We start from the raw sequence: 18,084 nt of genomic DNA, 5'->3' as shown, positions 1-18,084 counted from the left end.
ACCTGTCGCGATGCGGCGTGCCACGGTGCGCCGTACGCAGTCAAAGAGCAACGACGGGAGGTGACAGTGGTGAGGCGAGCGGCGCGCAAGATCAGCGATATCGCGCGGCATTGGGCGGAGGCGTCGCCCGAGGCCGCGGCGATACGCGAAGAAGCAAAGGTGACGAGCTTCGGGCAGCTCTGGAGCGACGTTGGGCAAGCGCAGCGGTTTTTGCGCGAGCAGGGCGTGGACGTGGGCGACCGCGTGCTGATCGTGGCCGAAAACTGCTCGGCCGTGGTGACGCTGCTGTTCGCGCTTTCGGAGATCGGCGCGTGGCCGGCCGTGGTCAATGCGCGGCTCTCCGAGCGCGAGATCGAGACGATCCGCGCGCATTGCGGGCCGCGTCTCATGCTGTTTACGCACGGTGCTTCGCCCGACGCGCTGCGCCACGGCGTGCGCTATCGCGCGCGCGAAATCGCGCCCGCCGGACTCGGTCCGCTGATGATGGCCGCGCCCGATGTCAACGCCGCGCGCGAGGCCGAGGCGCTCGCGCACGAGGTCGCGGTGCTCATCTACACGTCGGGCACCACGGGCCAGCCCAAGGGCGTGATGGCCACGCATCGCGGGCTGCTGCACTTCGCGCATGTCTCGGCGACATCGCGCGACATGACACAGGCAGACTGCGCATACGCGGTCATGCCGATGTCGCATATCTTCGGCCTCGCCACGCTGCTGCTCGCCACGTTCGAGGCCGGTGCGAGCCTGCATCTCGCGGCGCGCTTTTCGGCGGAAGAGGTCGTGAAAGCGCTCGGCGCCTCCGAAATCTCCATCCTTCAGGGCGTGCCGACGCTCTTCACGCGCATCGTCGCCTATGTGCGCGAGCACGGCGGCACGGTGCATGCGCCGCGTCTGCGCTACCTCTATACGGGCGGCGGTCCGCTCGATCCCACGCTCAAGCAGCAGGTCGAAACTCTCTTCGGCATGCCGCTGCATCACGGCTACGGCATGACCGAGTACGCGGGCTCGCTCTTCATCACGCGCATGGACCGGCCGCGCAGGGACGTGTCCTCGGGCGAGATCGTCGAGGGCGCCGAGTTGCGCGTGGTCGGGCCCGATGGCCACGATGTGCCGCGCGGCGAAGCGGGCGAGTTGTGGGTGCGCGGTCCCGGCGTCATGCACGGCTACTATCGCGAGCCGGGCCTGACCGCCGAAGTGCTAGACGCAGAAGGTTGGCTCAAGACCGGCGACCTCGGCCGGCTGGACGCGGACGGTGCGCTCTTCATCGTGGGCCGCTCGAAGGATCTCATCATCCGCTCGGGCTTCAACGTGTATCCCATCGAGGTCGAGTCGGTCATCAACACCTACGCGGCGGTGCGCCAAAGCGCCGTGGTGGGGCGGCGCGACGCGGAAGGCAACGAGGAAGTCGTGGCCTTCGTGGAAGCGAAGGAGGGCGCAACGATCGACACGGCCGATCTCGCCCACTACCTGAGCGAGCGGCTCTCGGCCTACAAGCGCCCCTCGGAGATCGTGGCCATCGACATGATTCCGACCACGGCCAGCGGCAAGCTGCAAAAGCAGCCGCTGCGCGAAATGGCCAAACGCGCCGTACGCGCTCACTGAGCATTCCTGATTTTTCTCATCATCACGGGCGGCGTTATGCCGCCCGATCAACGATTGCAGGGCATACACCATGATTCGCGACCAGGAAACGATGAACGTTCTGCTCGACAACGTCGCGCGCTTCGTGCGCGAGCGTCTCGTGCCGAACGAAGAGCGCGTGGCCGAAACCGATGAAATTCCGGCCGATATCGTCGACGACATGAAGGCGATGGGTCTGTTCGGTCTGACCATTCCGGAGCAGTACGGCGGGCTCGATCTCACGATGGAAGAAGAGGTGCTCGTGATGTTCGAACTCGGCAAGACCTCGCCCGCGTTTCGCTCGATCTTCGGCACGACGGTGGGCATCGGCTCGCAGGGCATCGTGATCGACGGCACCGACGAGCAAAAGGCCACGTGGCTGCCGAAGCTTGCGAGCGGCGAGATCATCGCGAGCTTTGCGCTCACGGAGCCGGGCGCGGGCTCGGACGCCGCCTCGATCAAGACGCGCGCCGAGCGGCGCGGCGACCACTATGTGGTGAACGGCACCAAGCGCTTCATCACGAATGCGCCGCAGGCCGGCATGTTCACGCTGATGGCGCGCACCAATCCCGACGAGCCGCGCGCGGGCGGCATCACCTCGTTCATCGTCGACGCGAAAACGCCCGGCATCAGCTTCGGCAAGCGCGACAAGAAGATGGGACAGCGCGGCGCGCATACCTGCGATGTCATCTTCGAGGACGTGAAGGTGCCCGCGGCGAACATCATCGGCGGCAAGGAAGGCGTGGGCTTCAAGACCGCGATGAAGGTGCTCGACAAGGGGCGCATCCATATCGCGGCGATCTGCGTGGGCGTGGCGCAGCGCATGCTCGACGACGCGCTGCGCTACGCGATGGAGCGCGAGCAGTTCGGCGAGAAGATTGCCGAGTTCCAGCTCGTGCAGGCCATGCTCGCCGATAGCCAGACCGAACTCTACGCGGCGCGCTGCATGGTGCTCGACGCGGCGCGCCGCCGCGACGCCGGCCAGAACGTGAGCACGGAGGCGGCGTGCGCGAAGCTCTTCGCATCCGAAATGTGCGGACGGGTGGCCGACCGCGCGGTGCAGATTTTCGGCGGTGCGGGCTATATGTCGGACTATGGCATCGAGCGTTTCTACCGCGATGTGCGCATCTTCCGCATCTACGAGGGCACGAGCCAGATCCAGCAGATCGTCATTGCGCGCAACATGATCCGCGCGGCCGGCGGGCGCTAAGTAAGGGGAGCGGCGCGCAGCACGCGCGCCGCGTCATGGGCTTATTCGAGGCGGCCGATGCCGTCGGCCACCAGCAGATCGACGAGCTTGCGCGCGAACAGCGGCAGCGCATCGCGGTCGGCCATACAGATCTGCAGTTTGCGCACGGCCCACTCATCGGTGAGCGGCACGATCTTGAGCGACATGGTTTGCGCGTGGCGGCGCGCCGTGCCCTCGGGCAGCACGCCGATGCCGATGTTCGCCTCGATCATGCGGCACGCGGATTCGAAATTGCCGATCTGGATGCGCCAGCGTATCGTGCGCTGCAAATCCGACGAGGCGCGCTTGAGAAACGAGAAGATCGCGCTTTCGTCGGGAGGCCCGATGAAGTCGTAGTCGAGCGTATCGGCAAACGCCATCTCGCTCGCTTGTGAAAGCGGGTGGCTCAGTGCGGTGACGAGCACGAGCCGGTCGCGCCGGTAGGGCAGCACCTGCAGTCCCTCGGTGCGCACATTGCCGGCCACGATGCCAATATCGATCGTGCCGTCCTGCACCGCGCGCACGATATCGGGCGAAAGACGCTCGTGAATGTCCACGTACACGTCGGGATGATTGATGAGGTAGGTGCGGAGCACGGCGGGCAGGAACTCGCTCATCGCCGTCGTGTTCGCAAACACGCGCACATGGCCCTTCACCCCCTGCGAGTATTCCTGCAGGTCTCCCGTGAGTTGCTCGAGCTGCTTGAGCACGCGGCGCGCGTGCGCGAGCAGCGTCTCGCCGGGGCCCGTCAGCGTGACCCCCTGACTCGTGCGGCTCAAGAGCTTCACGCCCACCTGTTCTTCGAGATTCTTGATACGTGTGCTCGCCGCGGGCAGTGACAGGTGCGCGCGTTCCGCGCCGCGCGTGAGACTGCTCGCTTCGGCTACGTGGGTGAAGAGCTTCAGGTCGACGAGATCGAAATGCATGGGTTGGCTTGCCGTGACTCCAATGTCCGTCAGCTCGTTCGTTCGAGGGATGCAAAAAACATGCGGGACGAGCAGACTCCAGCCATTATTGCGCCGCAGCGCAATGCACGCCATTAGCGATAGTACGGGTTAATCCTGGCCGAAACAGGCGTTCGGCATATCCAAATTGTGCAGCCCTGGCCGATGCGTCAAGCTGCAACACGAACGGCACAGCTTGCCGCATAACGATTCAAATTGAATGAATGCCCGGCGCCATGCGGGCTGGAGGAGCGAAAACGATGACGACGCAACGAATGCTGGATGGTAAGGTCGTGGTGGTGACGGGATCGGGCGGTGGCATTGGCCGCGATATCGCGCTCATGATGGCGCGCCACGGCGCGAAAGTCGTGGTGAACGACGTGGGCGCCTCGCTCACCGGCGAGGGCCATAACGACGGCCCCGCGCAGGCCGTGGTGAACGAGATCAAGGCGTTGGACGGCCAGGCCACTGCGAACACCGACAGCGTGGCCGACGCCGCCGGCGCCGCCCGCATCGTGCAGAACGCGCTGGATGTGTTCGGCCGTATCGATTGCGTGGTGAACAACGCGGGCATCCTGCGCGACCGCTTCTTCCACAAGATGAGCGAGGAAGAGTGGGACGCCGTGCTGAAGGTTCACCTCTACGGCTCTTACTACGTTTCGCGCGCCGCCGCCGATCACTTCAAGGAACAGCGCAGCGGGGCATTCGTGCATATGACGTCGACGTCCGGGCTGATCGGCAATCTTGCGCAGGCCAACTACAGTGCGGCGAAGCTCGGCATTGCGGGCCTGTCGAAATCCATCGCGCTCGATCTGGAAAAGTTCGGTGTCCGTTCGAACTGCATCGCGCCGTTCGCGTGGAGCCGCATGATCAACTCGATCAAGATCGATTCGCCGGAACAGGAAGCCCGTGTCGCCAAGATCAAGCAGATGACGCCCGCGAAGATCGCACCGCTCGCCGTCTACCTCGCCAGCGAACAGGCCGCCGACGTGACGGGCCAGATTTTCGCGGTACGCAACAACGAAATCTTCCTGATGAGCCAGCCGCGCCCTGTGCGCTCGGTGCATCGCGGCGAGGGCTGGACGCCGGAGACGATCGCCGAGCACGCCATGCCGGCGCTGCGCAAGTCGTTCCACACGCTCGATGTTTCCGCCGATGTCTTCAGCTGGGACCCCGTCTGATGACGCGCGGCCCGCGCGCGGCGCGCATCGTCGACGCCGCGCAGCTCGATTTCGCACAGTACGTACGCCCCGGCGACACGCTCGCGTGGGGCCAGTGCGGAGCCGAGCCGTGCACGCTCACCACGCTGCTGATGGCGCAGCGCAAGGCGATCGGCGGGCGCTTTCGCGTGTTCGTAGGTGCGTCGTGGTCCGACACGCTCGAGCCCGCGTATGCCGACTGCGTGGACTTCATGGCTTATGGCGCGTCGGGAACGAACCGGCGGCTCGAACGCGAAGGCGTGCTCGACATCCTGCCGTGTCACTACTCGCAGTTTCGCAGCGCGTTGACGAGCGGTCCGAACCGCATCGACGTGTTGCTGCTGCAAGTGGCCCCCGCCAATGAGGCGGGCCGCTACAGCCTCTCGATCGCCCATGAGTATCTCGTGCCGCTGATCGACAGCGCGCGCGTAGTCATTGCCGAGGTGAATGCGGCGGCGCCGTGGACCTACGGCGAGCGCATGTTGCGTGCCGACGATTTCGACGTGTTGATCCATACCGAGCGCACGCCGCTGGAAGCGCCAGCCACGCAGGCCGGCGACATCGAGCGGCGCATCGCGCAGCACGCCGCTTCCCTGATCGAAGACGGCTCGACGATCCAGTTCGGGCTGGGCGCGCTGCCCGAGGCCATCGTCGCGCAGTTGCGCGACCGGCGCGACCTTGGCGTGCATAGCGGCACTATCGGCGACGCCGTGGTCGATCTGATCGAAGCCGGTGTGGTGACGAATGCCCGCAAGGCGCGCGACCGAGGCGTGAGCGTGGCCGGCACGATGATGGGCACGCGCAAGGTCTACGCGCATGCGCATCGCAACGCGCAGATTCAGTTTCGCGCCACGGCGTATACGCACGACATCGACGTGCTCGGCAGCCTCGACCGGTTCGTGGCGATCAACTCGGCGCTCGAAGTCGATCTGACGGGCCAGGTCAATGCGGAGGCCGCAGGTGGCCGCTATGTGGGCGCGGTGGGCGGGGCGCTCGACTTCATGCGCGGCGCAGCGCGCTCGCACGGGGGCGTCGCGATCGTCGCGCTCGCAGCCAGCACGCGGCATGGCAGCCGCATCGTCGCGCGACTTTCGGGACCGGTCAGCACGCCGCGCAGCGACGCGGCGGTGATCGTCACCGAGCACGGCGTGGCCGATCTGCGAGGGCTTACGCTTGCGCAGCGCACTGAACGCATGCTCGCCATCGCGCCGCCGGAGTGGCGCGAACAGCTGGCCGCGCAACACCATGCGCGGCGGGATGCGATAGCGGTTTGACGGTACGCAGGCGCATGACGCGGCGAACAACAACCAGACACCATGCAAAGGAATCCGAAATGAGAAGAGCAGCGATAGTCGCACCGGTACGCACGCCGGTCGGCACGTTCGGCGGCAGCCTGCGCCCTGTTTCCGTCGAGACGCTCGCGGCCGCGGTGTTGCGCGAAACCATCGCGCGCAGCGGCGTGGACCCGGCGCGCATCGAAGACGTGGTCTTCGCGCAGTCGTACGCGAACAGCGAAACGCCTTGCATCGGCCGCTGGGCCGCGCTCGAAGCAGGGCTGCCCGTGCAGGTGCCCGGCATGCAGCTCGATCGCCGTTGCGGCGGCGGCCTGCAGGCGGTCGTGACCGCCGCGATGATGGTGCAGAGCGGCGCGGCGGACGTGGTGGTGGCCGGCGGCGTGGAAAGCATGAGCAACATCGAGTACTACACGACCGACATGCGTTGGGGTGCCCGCGCGGGCTCGGTGAAGATGCACGATCGTCTCGAGCGCGGCCGCGAACGCTCGCAGCCCGAAGCGCGCTTCGGCTACATCTCCGGGATGATCGAGACGGCGGAGAACCTCGCGAAGGAATACGGCATCACGCGCGAGGAAGCCGACGCCTATGCCGTGCGCAGCCACCAGCGCGCGGCGGCGGCATGGGAGTCGGGCCGCTTCGCCGAAGAGGTGGTGGCGGTTTCGGTGCCGCAGCGCAAGGGCGACCCGGTGCTGTTCGCACGTGACGAAGGCGTGCGCGCCGACGCGAGCGAGGCGTCGCTCGCGAAGCTCAAGCCGCTCATGAAAGGCGGCACGGTGACGGCGGGCAACGCGAGCCAGCAGAACGACGCCGCGGCTGCGTGCCTGATCGTCGCCGAAGATCAGCTCGACAAACTGGGTCTCACGCCGCTTGGCTACCTGACGGGTTGGGCGGCTTCGGGATGCGAGCCCGCGACGATGGGCATCGGCCCGGTGCCGGCCGTGCAAAAGCTGCTGCAAAAGACCGGGCTCACCTTCGATCAACTCGATCTCGTCGAACTGAACGAGGCCTTCGCGTGCCAGGTGCTCGCGGTGCTCAAGGGCTGGGGCTGGCATGACGAAGCGCGGCTGAACGTGAACGGCTCGGGCATTTCGCTCGGTCACCCGATCGGCGCGACCGGTGTGCGCATGCTCACGACCTTGCTTTACGAACTGCAGCGCCGCAAGGGCCGCTATGGCCTCGAAACGATGTGCGTGGGTGGCGGGCAGGGCATCGCGGCCATCTTCGAGCGGGCGGCTTGAGGACGAACGCTTCGCATCCCTACTGAACATAAGAAGGAGGAGACGATGCTCGATGCACTCAACGCGCAGCTTGCGCGGCTGCAAACGCATCCGTTCTATGAAGGACGTCTGCCGCGTAGCGTCGCGAGCGCGGCGGAGTACGCCGAGCGCGTGCCGCTCATGACGCGCGCCGAACTGGTGGCCGAGATGAATCGCCCGGGCTACGGCGCGTTCGCGCCGGCCGTGCCGCCGGTGCGCGTGCACCTCACGCCGATGGGCGCGTCGCTCGTGCCGATCCTGCAGAGCGCGGCCGATCTGCGCGCGATCGAAGCCGCGTGTGGCCAGCATCTCGACGCGTGCGGCATCGGTCCCGGCGACGTGTGCATGGTGACGTTCGGCTATCACCTCTTCGTTGCGGGGCTTTTCTATCAGACCCAGATGGAAGCGCGCGGCGTCGCGTGCATTCCGCATGGTCCCGGCGAGACCGAGCGCGCGGCGCGCGTTGCGCAGCAATGCGGCGTGACGGTGCTGGCCGGCAATCCATCGCATGCGCTCAAGCTCATCGAAGCGGGCTGCCCCGTGCCGCGCGTGTTCTTCGCGGGCGGCGAAGCGTTCACGGGCAATGCCGCGCTGTACGCCCGCGTGCGCGAAGCGATGCCGGGTACGTTGCTGATCGACAGTTACTCGCTTTCCGAATGCCTGCCCGTGGCGCGTACGTTTCCCGGCGGCACGGGTGTACATGTGTTCGACGAACTGCTGCATGCCGAAGTCATCGACCCGGACACCGGCATGCCGGTTGCCGAGGGCGAACGTGGCGAACTCGTGCTCACCCATCTGAAGAAGGAACTGCAACCGCTCGTGCGCTATCGCACCGGCGACCTCACCGTGCTCGAGCGCACCGCGCCCGTGCATGGGCGCACGGTGTCGCTGCCGCGCGTGGTGTTCGGCCGCGCCGATTCGATGGTGAAGATCAAGGGCGTGAAGGTGTACCCCTCCGAGCTGAAGACGGTGCTGCTGGGCGTGGAGGGCGCGACGGGCGCGTATCGGCTCGTGGTCGGCACAAAGGCTCATGGCGGCGACCATCTCACGCTGCAGGTGGAGGGGGCGGTGCAGGGCGGCGCGATCGAGGCCATCGCGGAGTGCTTCAAGCGCCAGACGCTGATACACGCGGACGCCATCGAGACGGTTGCGAAGATCGAAGGCGCGGCCCTGGTAGAAGATCAACGGAGAGAGACGACATGAATGCAAGCGCAACGCCTACCCCAACCCCGTGGCGCCTCGTCGTAGGCGGCCACAGCTACGCGGATTTTTCGATTTCGGTGTCGCCGGCCGTCGAGCGCGCCGTGGCCGAGAATCTCGCGCCGCCGACGGTCTATCTGAACGTCTTCAACGAAGACAGCATCACGGTAGGCGTGAACGAAGATCCGAACCAGGTGCTCGATCTGCCGTTCTGCCGCGACAACAACGTGCTCGCGCGGCGACGCGTGAGCGGCGGCGGTGCGATCTACGCGGGCCGCGGTTCGGCGTTTCTCGCGTTCTATCTACCGATCGGACTGCCCGGCGTGCCCCAAACGGCGGCGCAGGCGTTTCCCACGATCCTGGGCCACGTCGCCGAAGCGCTGCGCGATGTGTTCGGCCTGCAGGCCGCTTACCGGCCGCTGAACGACGTCGAGATCGACGGACGCAAGCTGGTGGCCACGTCGCTCAAGATCGAAGGTGGGGTGCTGACGTTCCGCATTCTGCTGAACGTGAAGGCGATCAACACGGCGATCGCGGCGCGCGCCATGCCGATGGCGCCCGAAAAGGTCAAGGACAAGAAGCACAAGGATCTCGGCTCGCGCTACACGTTTCTGGAGCAGGAACTCGGCCGCGCGGTGAGCGCCGATGAGTTGACCGCCTGGGTCACGGCCTGCGTTCGCCGCACGTTCGGTGAAATGGCGCTCGAATCTGGCGCATTGGGCAGCGACGAACGCGTTTTCGCCCAGCAATACGAGCGCGAACTGCACGAGGAAAGCTGGTTTCATGAAAAGAGCGAGGCCACGCGTTACAGCCCGGTTACCCTGACGGGCGACCGTATCGTGCGCGGACGTGAAAAGGCGCCGGCCGGTCTGATCTGGCTGAGCCTGCTCGTGCGTGACGGCACGGTGGTCAAGGCGATCGTCAATGGCGACTGGCACCCGCGTCCGCTGGCCTCGGTCGCCTGGCTCGAAGACGGCTTCACCGGACTCGCCGCCACACGCGAGGCGTGCGCGGCGCACATCGAGGCATTTCTCGCGCGTCCCGACGTCGAGTTCGCAGGCGTCGAGCCGGTGCATCTCATCACGGCGCTCGACAAGGCGCTCGCCGAACTCGCAAGCGCCGGGGTGAGCGCATGAGCGAAAAAACCCTGCTGGTTGAACAGGACGCGGGCGTCGTGACGCTCACGTTCAATCGTCCGGAGGCGAAGAACGCGCTCAACGGCGAGATGCGGGTGGAATTGCTCGACACCGTGCAGCGCATCCGTGCCGACCGCAGCGTGCGCGCGGTCGTTTTGCGCGGCGCGGGCAATGACTTCTGCTCGGGCGGCGACGTGCGCGGTATGAACGTGACGAGCGCCGAAGCGGGACGCGACCGGATCGACGACCTGCACGGCTGGGTGAGCATGCTGATCGACCTCGACCGCCCGGTGATCGCGGCCGTGGATGGCGTGTGCTACGGCGCGGGCTTCAGCTTCGCACTCGCCGCCGATTTCGTGATTGCCAGCACGCGGGCGCGCTTTTGCATGCCTTTCATGAAAGTCGGTCTCGTGCCCGATTGCGGAGCGTTCTATACGCTGCCGCGCGTGGTGGGACTCGCGCGCGCGAAGGATCTCGTCTTTACGGCGCGCGAAATACGTGCCGCAGAAGCGAAGGAGATTGGTGCGGTGCTCGAAGTCGTCGAGCACGAACAGCTTCATATGCGCGCTACGCAGGTCGCGGCCAGTCTTGCGACGGCGTCGCCCATTGCGTTCGGTCTGGCCAAGCGCGCGTTGAACCAGTCGCTTGGCAGCGACCTGCGCGCAATGCTCGAAATCGAGTCGGCGGCGCAGGGCATTGCGTTCACGACCGAATTCCATCGCGAAGCCGTGAAGCGCTTTCGCGACAAGGCCGATCCGCTCTTCAAGTGGCCCGCCGCCGAGGCCTGAACTTTCACCGAACGCACCGCCATGACGATCGACTATCACACCCTGCGCAACTGGCCGTTCAAGGACGTCGAGCAGACCTATACCGCGCGCGACGCCATGCTTTATAGCCTCGCCGTGGGATACGGCGCCGATCCCGTTGATCCGGACGACCTGGCATTCGTCTACGAAAAAGAATTGCGCGTGCCGCCGACGCTTGCCGTCGTGCTCGGTTTTCCCGGCTTCTGGGCGCGCGACCCGCGCTCGGGCATCGACTGGGTACGGCTATTGCACGGCGAGCAGAGCCTCGTGATGCACAAGCCGCTGCCGCCGGCCGCGACCGTGATCGGCCGTTCGCGCATTACACGCGTGGTCGACAAAGGCGCAGGCAAGGGCGCGCTGCTCGAAATCCAGCGTAGCATTACGGACAAGGCAAGCGGCGAGCGGTATGCCACTGTCACGCAACTCACGTTCTGCCGTGGCGACGGCGGCTTCAGCGCGAACGACGGCTTGAGCGATGAAGCGCCCGCGCCGCCGCCGCCGATGCCCGAGCGCGCGCCCGATCATCATTGCGATCTGCCTACGCGCCCGGAAACGGCGCTGATTTATCGTCTGTGCGGTGACGACAACGCGTTGCATGCCGACCCGCAGGTCGCGCGTGCGGCGGGTTTCGAGCGGCCTATCCTGCACGGGCTCGCCACGTGGGGCGTGGCCGCGCATGCCGTGCTCAAGACGCTGTGCGCGAGCGACCCGCAACGCCTCGCGGCCTTTCACGCGCGCTTTACCGCGCCGGTGTATCCGGGCGAGACGATCCGCACCGAGATGTGGCGCGACGACAACGAGGTGAGCTTCCGCGCGCGCGTGCTGGAACGCGACGTGCTGGTGCTCAACCACGGCCGCGCACAATTGCGCTGAACGCTATTATGTATAACGAAGGAATCAGGACTATGGCCCGTCAACCGAAACCGCTCGTGCGCTCCGATATCGCGTACAGCACGCCCGATCGTATCGTCGTGCGCGGCAAGAGCCTGCCCGACGAAGTGCTCGGCCACATGAATCTCGGCGACTTCGCGTTTCTGCAACTCACGGGCAAGGCGGCTACGCCGCAGCAGTCCGCGATGTTCAACGCGATCGTCATCACGCTCGTCGAGCACGGCATGACGCCGAGCGCCATCGCCGCGCGCATGACCTATGCGGGCGCGCCCGAGTCGCTGCAGGCGGCCGTCGCAGCAGGGCTATGCGGGCTTGGCTCGGTGTTCGTCGGCAGCATGGAAGGCGCGTGCCGCATGCTGTCTGAAACGCTGCCTTATGACGGCCACTGCGACGACCTCGAGAAACTCGCGGTCGATACCGTCGCCGCATGGCGCGCGCGCGGAACGCCGATTCCGGGGCTCGGCCATCCGCTGCACAAGCCCATCGATCCGCGCACGCCGCGCCTTTTCGAACTGGCTGCGCAAAACGGCATGTCGGGGCGCTATGTGAAGCTCATGCAACTGATTGGCGCGGAAGCCGAGCGTGTCTCGGGCAAAGCGCTGCCGATCAATGCCACGGGTGCCATCGGCGCGATCTGCTGCGAATTCGGCTTCCCGTGGCGCATCGTGCGCGGCTTCGGCGTGATGGCGCGCGCGATCGGCCTCGTGGGTCATCTGCTCGAAGAAGGCGAGCGCCCCATGTCGTTCGAGTTGTGGCAGCGCGTGGAAGACGAGGCCTCCGCGCACTTGCGCGGGGAAGCGTGAGGCTGGCGCGCGGTCCTGGTTGAAAGCCTCGTGCAAGTGTCGGGCGGCAATGGTCGGGGGATTAACGAAAGCGAAAGGGCTGATTCGGCAAAGGCAACTTCGCGAAACGACGTGAGCCGTTCATAGTATGGCCACCAGGCCCTGATCTCGCTACGGAGAAACGCCATGCCGGAATCGCAAACGCCAACGCTCAGTACGTGGCTCGACAAGACCGAAACGCTCACCGACGACATCACCGCGTTTCCGCTGCGCGCGCTCGCGGCCACGCTCGATCGCGCCCCCCCCGATAGCGCCGTGCCGCCGCTGTGGCACTGGCTCTATTTCCTGCCTGTCTCGCCGCTAGCGGAAGCGGGTCCCGATGGCCACCCGAAACGCGGCGGCTTCCTGCCGCCGGTCGAACTGCCGCGCCGCATGTGGGCGGGCGGACGCCTCACCTTCCACGCGCCCCTGCGCGCGGGCAGCGAGGCCGCGCGCACTTCCACCATCGCCAACATCGAGGACAAGCCCGGCCGCAGCGGCCGCCTCGTGTTCGTGACCGTGCAGCATCGCTACGAGAGCGGCGGTGCGCTGTGCATCGAGGAAGAGCACGACATCGTCTATCGCGACGCGCCGCAGCCCGGCGCAAGCGCGCCAAAGCCGGTCGCGGCGCCTCAAGGCGAGACATGGTCGCGAACGCTCACGGCCAGCGCGCTCATGCTGTTCCGCTATTCCGCGCTGACCTTCAACGGCCATCGCATTCACTACGATTTCCCGTACGTCACGCAGGAAGAGGGCTATCCGGGCCTCGTCGTGCACGGCCCGCTCATCGCCACGCTGCTGCTCGACCTCGTGCACCGCGAGCGGCCCGACGCCACCATCGCGACGTTCGCGTTTCGCGCGGTGCGGCCCACGTTCGCGGGCAACCCGTTCACGCTGTGCGGCAAGCTCGCGGACGACGCGCGCTCGGTGGAGCTCTGGGCGAAAGACCACGACGGCTATCTGACGATGCAGGCCACCGCCACGCTGGCCTGAACGGCAACACGAACTACATAGCGAACTCATATCGATCATGCAAACCACGCAACAAGATTCGTTTCAGGACATCCGCGAAGCCGTGCGCGATCTGTGTCAGCAGTTCTCCGGTGAATACTTCCGCAAGATCGACGAGGCGCGCGGCTATCCCGAGGCATTCGTCGATGCGCTCACGAAAGCCGGCTGGCTCGCTGCACTGATTCCTCAGGAGTACGGCGGATCGGGTCTGGGCCTGACCGAGGCTTCGGTCATCATGGAAGAGATCAACCGCTCCGGCGGCAACTCGGGCGTTTGCCATGGCCAGATGTACAACATGGGCACGCTGCTGCGCCACGGCTCGGCCGAGCAAAAGCGCAAATACCTGCCGAAGATCGCGAGCGGCGAACTGCGGCTGCAATCGATGGGCGTGACCGAACCCACCACGGGCACCGATACCACCAAGATCAAGACCACGGCGGTGCGCAAGGGCGACCGCTATGTGATCAACGGGCAAAAGGTGTGGATCTCGCGCGTGCAGCATTCGGACCTCATGATCCTGCTTGCGCGCACCACGCCGCTTGCCGATGTGAAGAAGAAGTCCGAAGGCATGTCGATTTTCGTGGTGGACTTGCGCGAGGCGATCGGCAACGGCCTCACGGTGCAGCCGATTCTCAACATGGTCAATCACGAGACCAACGAACTCTTCTTCGATAACCTCGAAATTCCGGCCGAAAACCTGATCGGCGAGGAGGGGATGGGTTTCAAGTACATCCTCGACGGCCTGAACGCCGAGCGCACGCTGATCGCGGCCGAATGTATCGGCGACGGCTACTGGTTCATCGACAAGGTGAGCGCTTACGCCAAGGAGCGCATCGTGTTCGGGCGGCCGATCGGCCAGAACCAGGGCGTGCAGTTCCCCATCGCGCGCGCGTTCGTCAACGTCGAGGCCGCGAGCCTGATGCGCTTCGAGGCCGCACGCCGCTTCGACGCGCACGAGGCCTGCGGCGCGCAGGCCAACATGGCGAAGCTGCTGGCCGCCGACGCGTCGTGGGAAGCCGCGAATGCCTGCCTGCAATTCCACGGCGGTTTTGGCTTCGCCTGCGAGTACGATGTGGAGCGCAAGTTCCGCGAGACGCGCCTCTACCAGGTCGCGCCGATCTCGACCAACCTGATCCTCTCGTACGTGGCGGAGCATGTGCTGGGCCTGCCGCGTTCGTTCTGACCGGAGGCGCGCGCCATGAGACCACTCGACGGCATCAAGGTCGTCACGCTCGAACACGCGATCGCCGCGCCCTTCTGCACGCGCCAGCTTGCCGATCTCGGCGCGCGCGTGATCAAGATCGAGCGGCCGGGCGTCGGCGACTTCGCGCGAGGCTATGACGAGCGCGTGCATGGACTCGCCTCGCACTTCGTGTGGACGAACCGCTCGAAGGAAAGCCTCTCGCTCGACGTCAAGCACAAGGAGGCCGCGCCAATCCTCGACGCGCTGCTCGCGGACGCCGACGTGCTCGTGCAGAATCTCGCGCCGGGCGCTGCGGCGCGGCTTGGGCTGAACTACGAGGCGCTGAGCGAGCGCTACCCGAAGCTGATCGTGTGCGACATCTCCGGCTATGGCGACGACGGTCCTTACCGCGAGCGCAAGGCCTACGACCTGCTGATCCAGAGCGAATCGGGCTTTCTGTCCATCACGGGGTCGCCCGGCGAGCCCGCGAAGGCGGGCTGCTCGATCGCCGACATCGCCGCAGGCATGTATGCCTACTCGAACATCCTCAGCGCGTTGCTGATGCGCGGTCGCACCGGGCGCGGCTGCCGCATCGACGTTTCCATGCTGGAGAGCATGGTGGAGTGGATGGGTTATCCGCTCTACTACGCGATCGACGGACAAACGCCGCCGCCGCTCGCGGGCGCGTCGCACGCGACGATCTACCCGTACGGGCCGTTTCCCGCGGGCGACGGCAAGTCGGTGATGCTCGGCCTGCAGAACGATCGCGAATGGAAGCTCTTTTGCGAGCACGTGGTGTTGCAACCGGAACTCGCCACCGATGAGCGCTTTGCCGCGAACTCCCAGCGTTCCGCGCGCCGTGCGGAACTGCGCGAGCTGATCGTCGAGGCATTTTCGAAGCTGACCGCGGCGCAGGTCATCGAGCGGCTCGAGCGCGCCGGCATTGCCAACGCCCAGATGAACACCATGGCCGACGTGTGGGCGCATCCGCAACTGCAGGCGCGCGAGCGCTGGCGCGATGTGCAGACCTCGGCGGGGACCGTGCCAGCCTTGTTGCCGCCGGGCGCGCCATCCGCATTCGATGCGCGTATGGATGCGGTGCCGGCGCTCGGTCAGCATACCGAATCAATCCTGCGTGAGCTTGGCTATGACGCGGCGCGCATCGGTGCGCTGCGCGAAGCCGGCGCCATCTGAACGCGCCTCGCGCCTCGCAAACCGACTTCACTGAACTTCGCTGCCATGACAGATCATCCCAGCCGCGCACTCGCGGCGTTCGCCTCGCAACTGCGCTTCGATTCGATCCCGACTCACGTGGTCGAGCGCACTGTCAATCTCTACGTGGACTGGCTCGGCTCGGCGCTGGGCGGCAAGGGCGCGCGTCCGGTCGAGACGATCGCGCGTTTCGCACGCGCCGCGCGCGGCGCGCCCGAAACGCAGGGGCCGTGCGATGTCATCATCGACCGCACACGCACCACGGCGTATTTCGCCGCCATGACCAACGGCGCCGCTTCGCATTTCGTCGAGCAGGACGACGTGCACAACGGCTCGGTGCTGCATCCGGCCACCGTCGTGTTTCCGGTGACGCTCGCGCTCGCGCAGGCGCTGGGCGTCTCGGGGCAGGAGTTCATCGCGGCCTCGGTGGCGGGCTACGAAGTGGGCATCCGCGTCGGCGAATTCATGGGGCGTTCGCACTACAAGATATTTCACACCACGGGCACGGTCGGCACGATCGCGGCTGCGGCCGCCGCGGGCCGTCTGCTCAAGCTCACGCCCGAGCAGATGCTCGACGCGTTCGGATCGGCGGGCACGCAGGCGAGCGGCTTGTGGGAGTTCCTGCGCGACGCGGCCGATTCGAAGCAACTGCACACGGCCATGGCGGCGGCGAACGGCCTGATGGCCGCCCAGCTCGCGGCGGACGGTTTTCGCGGCGCGCAACGCATTCTCGAAGGCGCACAGGGCATGGCGGCGGGCATGTCGAGCGACGCCGATCCCGCAAAGCTGGTCGATCGCCTGGGCGAGCGGTGGGCCACGGTCGAAACGTCGTTCAAGTATCACGCCGCGTGCCGTCACACGCACCCGGCCGCCGACGCGCTGCTGTCCGTGATCGAAGCGCACCGTCTGAATCCCGACGATATCGCGAGCGTGACGGCGCATGTGCATCAAGGCGCCATCGATGTGCTTGGCAGCGTGGTCGTGCCGAGCACCGTTCATCAGGCGAAATTCAACATGGGGACCGTGCTCGGCCTGGTCGCCTGGCGCGGCTACGCGGGCGTGAACGAGTTCGAGCGCGACTACTCGGCGGCCGATATCGCCGCGTTTCGCGAACGCGTGACGATGGCGCTCGACGCGGAAGTCGACCGCGCATACCCCGCGCGCTGGATCGGCAAGGTCAGCGTGACGACGCGCGACGGCCGCACGTTGCAAGGCCGCGTGGACGAACCGAAGGGCGACCCGGGCAATACGCTCTCGCGCGAGGAGATCGGCGCGAAGTTCGTGCGGCTCGCGGCATTCTCGGGCGCAGCGAGCGAAAGCGATGCGCAGCGCCTGCTCGACGCGGCGTGGGGCATCGCCGAAGCGCCGCGCGTGAGCACGCTGTTCGGCGACGGGGCGAGCGTATGAGCGCCGCGCTTTCCCGCTCGTATCTCTTCGTGCCGGGCAACCGGCCCGAGCGCTTCGAGAAGGCGCGCGGCGCAGGGGCGGATGCCGTGATCCTCGATCTGGAAGATGCGGTTGCGCCGGCGGAAAAGGGCGCGGCGCGCGACGCCGTGCTTGCGGCGCTGGACGCCGCGCGCCCCGTGTGGGTGCGCGTGAACGGCACCGACACGGCCTGGTTCGCCGATGACGCCGCCGCGCTCGCCGGACATGCGGGCGTGGCGGGCATCATGTTGCCGAAGGCGGAAAGCGCGGAGCAGGTCGCCGCGGTGCGTTCAGGCGCGCACGGCACGCTGCAGGTGTTGCCGATCGTGGAAACGGCGCGCGGCATTGCGGGCCTGAATGCGCTGTGTGGCGCGCAAGGCGTGCTGCGCGTGGCGTTCGGCACGCTCGACTTTCAGGTGGATATGGGCATCGACGGCGACGGCGAGGAACTCGACGCATTCCGTTCGCAGATCGTGCTGGCCTCGCGGCTTGCGGGCATTGCGGCGCCCGTGGACGGCGTTTCGACCGTCTTCGACGATGCCGATGGGCTCGAGCGTGAAGCGCGCCGTGGGCGGCGCTTCGGCTACGGCGGCAAGCTGTGCATTCACCCGAAGCAGATCGAGCCCGTGCATCGCGCGTACGCATGGAGCGAGACGGAGCGCGCATGGGCGCAGCGCGTGCTCGATGCGGTGCAGGCGAGTGGCGGGGCGGCGGTGGCGCTCGACGGCAAGATGGTCGACATGCCGGTGATCCTCAAGGCGCGGCGGATTCTGGGTGTTTGAACGCTGGCCGCTGTCGTTGAAGTTGCCGCGATGCAGTCGATAAAGAAGGCGCCTTTGTGTTCACAAAGGCGCCTTTCT

General features: G+C 66.4%; 16 protein-coding genes. 15 read left to right on the top strand and 1 reads right to left on the bottom strand.

Annotated elements, in window-relative coordinates; translation table 11 throughout:
* Positions 1-66 precede the first annotated feature (66 nt).
* Positions 67-1,599: a class I adenylate-forming enzyme family protein gene (locus tag AB4Y35_RS15345; RefSeq protein WP_368704969.1), complete on the top strand. Its 1,533-nt coding sequence runs from the start codon at positions 67-69 to the stop codon at positions 1,597-1,599.
* A gap of 70 nt (positions 1,600-1,669) precedes the next feature.
* Positions 1,670-2,827, top strand: coding sequence for an acyl-CoA dehydrogenase family protein (locus AB4Y35_RS15340; protein WP_368704968.1), 1,158 nt, complete (start codon positions 1,670-1,672; stop codon positions 2,825-2,827).
* 41 nt (positions 2,828-2,868) lie between these two features.
* Here AB4Y35_RS15340 and AB4Y35_RS15335 read toward each other — a convergent pair whose 3' ends face one another.
* A complete protein-coding gene (locus AB4Y35_RS15335) occupies positions 2,869-3,771 on the bottom strand; it encodes a LysR substrate-binding domain-containing protein (protein WP_342921940.1) in 903 nt (300 codons plus the stop codon).
* Positions 3,772-4,064: 293 nt separating this feature from the next.
* Here AB4Y35_RS15335 and AB4Y35_RS15330 point away from each other — a divergent pair, with 293 nt between their 5' ends.
* The 13 genes from AB4Y35_RS15330 to AB4Y35_RS15270 all read left to right on the top strand — a co-directional run bounded on the left by AB4Y35_RS15330 (position 4,065) and on the right by AB4Y35_RS15270 (position 18,006).
* Complete coding sequence (locus AB4Y35_RS15330; protein WP_368705414.1) at positions 4,065-4,970, top strand: SDR family NAD(P)-dependent oxidoreductase; 906 nt, start codon at positions 4,065-4,067, stop codon at positions 4,968-4,970.
* Positions 4,970-6,262, top strand: coding sequence for an acetyl-CoA hydrolase/transferase family protein (locus AB4Y35_RS15325; protein WP_368704967.1), 1,293 nt, complete (start codon positions 4,970-4,972; stop codon positions 6,260-6,262). Before AB4Y35_RS15330 ends, AB4Y35_RS15325 begins: the two co-directional genes overlap by 1 nt.
* A 59-nt stretch (positions 6,263-6,321) precedes the next feature.
* Positions 6,322-7,521: an acetyl-CoA C-acetyltransferase gene (locus tag AB4Y35_RS15320; protein WP_368704966.1), complete on the top strand. Its 1,200-nt coding sequence runs from the start codon at positions 6,322-6,324 to the stop codon at positions 7,519-7,521.
* 45 nt (positions 7,522-7,566) lie between these two features.
* Entirely contained in the window at positions 7,567-8,742 is a 1,176-nt protein-coding gene (locus AB4Y35_RS15315; RefSeq protein WP_368704965.1) for a phenylacetate--CoA ligase family protein, read from the top strand.
* Positions 8,739-9,875: a biotin/lipoate A/B protein ligase family protein gene (locus tag AB4Y35_RS15310; RefSeq protein WP_368704964.1), complete on the top strand. Its 1,137-nt coding sequence runs from the start codon at positions 8,739-8,741 to the stop codon at positions 9,873-9,875. Before AB4Y35_RS15315 ends, AB4Y35_RS15310 begins: the two co-directional genes overlap by 4 nt.
* Positions 9,872-10,663, top strand: a complete 792-nt coding sequence (locus AB4Y35_RS15305; protein WP_368704963.1) for an enoyl-CoA hydratase/isomerase family protein — start codon at positions 9,872-9,874, stop codon at positions 10,661-10,663. The genes AB4Y35_RS15310 and AB4Y35_RS15305 overlap by 4 nt, the downstream gene beginning before the upstream one ends.
* A 21-nt stretch (positions 10,664-10,684) precedes the next feature.
* Positions 10,685-11,554: a MaoC/PaaZ C-terminal domain-containing protein gene (locus AB4Y35_RS15300; RefSeq protein ID WP_368704962.1), complete on the top strand. Its 870-nt coding sequence runs from the start codon at positions 10,685-10,687 to the stop codon at positions 11,552-11,554.
* A 32-nt stretch (positions 11,555-11,586) separates the two neighbouring features.
* Positions 11,587-12,375, top strand: coding sequence for a citryl-CoA lyase (locus tag AB4Y35_RS15295; protein WP_368704961.1), 789 nt, complete (start codon positions 11,587-11,589; stop codon positions 12,373-12,375).
* A 165-nt stretch (positions 12,376-12,540) separates the two neighbouring features.
* Positions 12,541-13,386: a MaoC family dehydratase N-terminal domain-containing protein gene (locus AB4Y35_RS15290; RefSeq protein WP_368704960.1), complete on the top strand. Its 846-nt coding sequence runs from the start codon at positions 12,541-12,543 to the stop codon at positions 13,384-13,386.
* A 37-nt stretch (positions 13,387-13,423) separates the two neighbouring features.
* On the top strand, positions 13,424-14,587 hold the full coding sequence (locus AB4Y35_RS15285; protein ID WP_254356125.1) for an acyl-CoA dehydrogenase family protein: 1,164 nt from the start codon (positions 13,424-13,426) through the stop codon (positions 14,585-14,587).
* Positions 14,588-14,602: 15 nt separating this feature from the next.
* Positions 14,603-15,781: a CaiB/BaiF CoA transferase family protein gene (locus AB4Y35_RS15280; RefSeq protein WP_368704959.1), complete on the top strand. Its 1,179-nt coding sequence runs from the start codon at positions 14,603-14,605 to the stop codon at positions 15,779-15,781.
* A 45-nt stretch (positions 15,782-15,826) separates the two neighbouring features.
* Positions 15,827-17,206: an MmgE/PrpD family protein gene (locus tag AB4Y35_RS15275; protein ID WP_368704958.1), complete on the top strand. Its 1,380-nt coding sequence runs from the start codon at positions 15,827-15,829 to the stop codon at positions 17,204-17,206.
* Entirely contained in the window at positions 17,203-18,006 is an 804-nt protein-coding gene (locus tag AB4Y35_RS15270) for a CoA ester lyase (protein ID WP_368704957.1), read from the top strand. Before AB4Y35_RS15275 ends, AB4Y35_RS15270 begins: the two co-directional genes overlap by 4 nt.
* Positions 18,007-18,084: the final 78 nt, after the last annotated feature.

Source organism: Paraburkholderia sp. EG286A (assembly GCF_040965375.1).
GTDB lineage: Bacteria > Pseudomonadota > Gammaproteobacteria > Burkholderiales > Burkholderiaceae > Paraburkholderia.
Note: the sequence above shows the minus strand (reverse complement) of the source record. Positions and strands in the feature narration are given on the sequence as shown.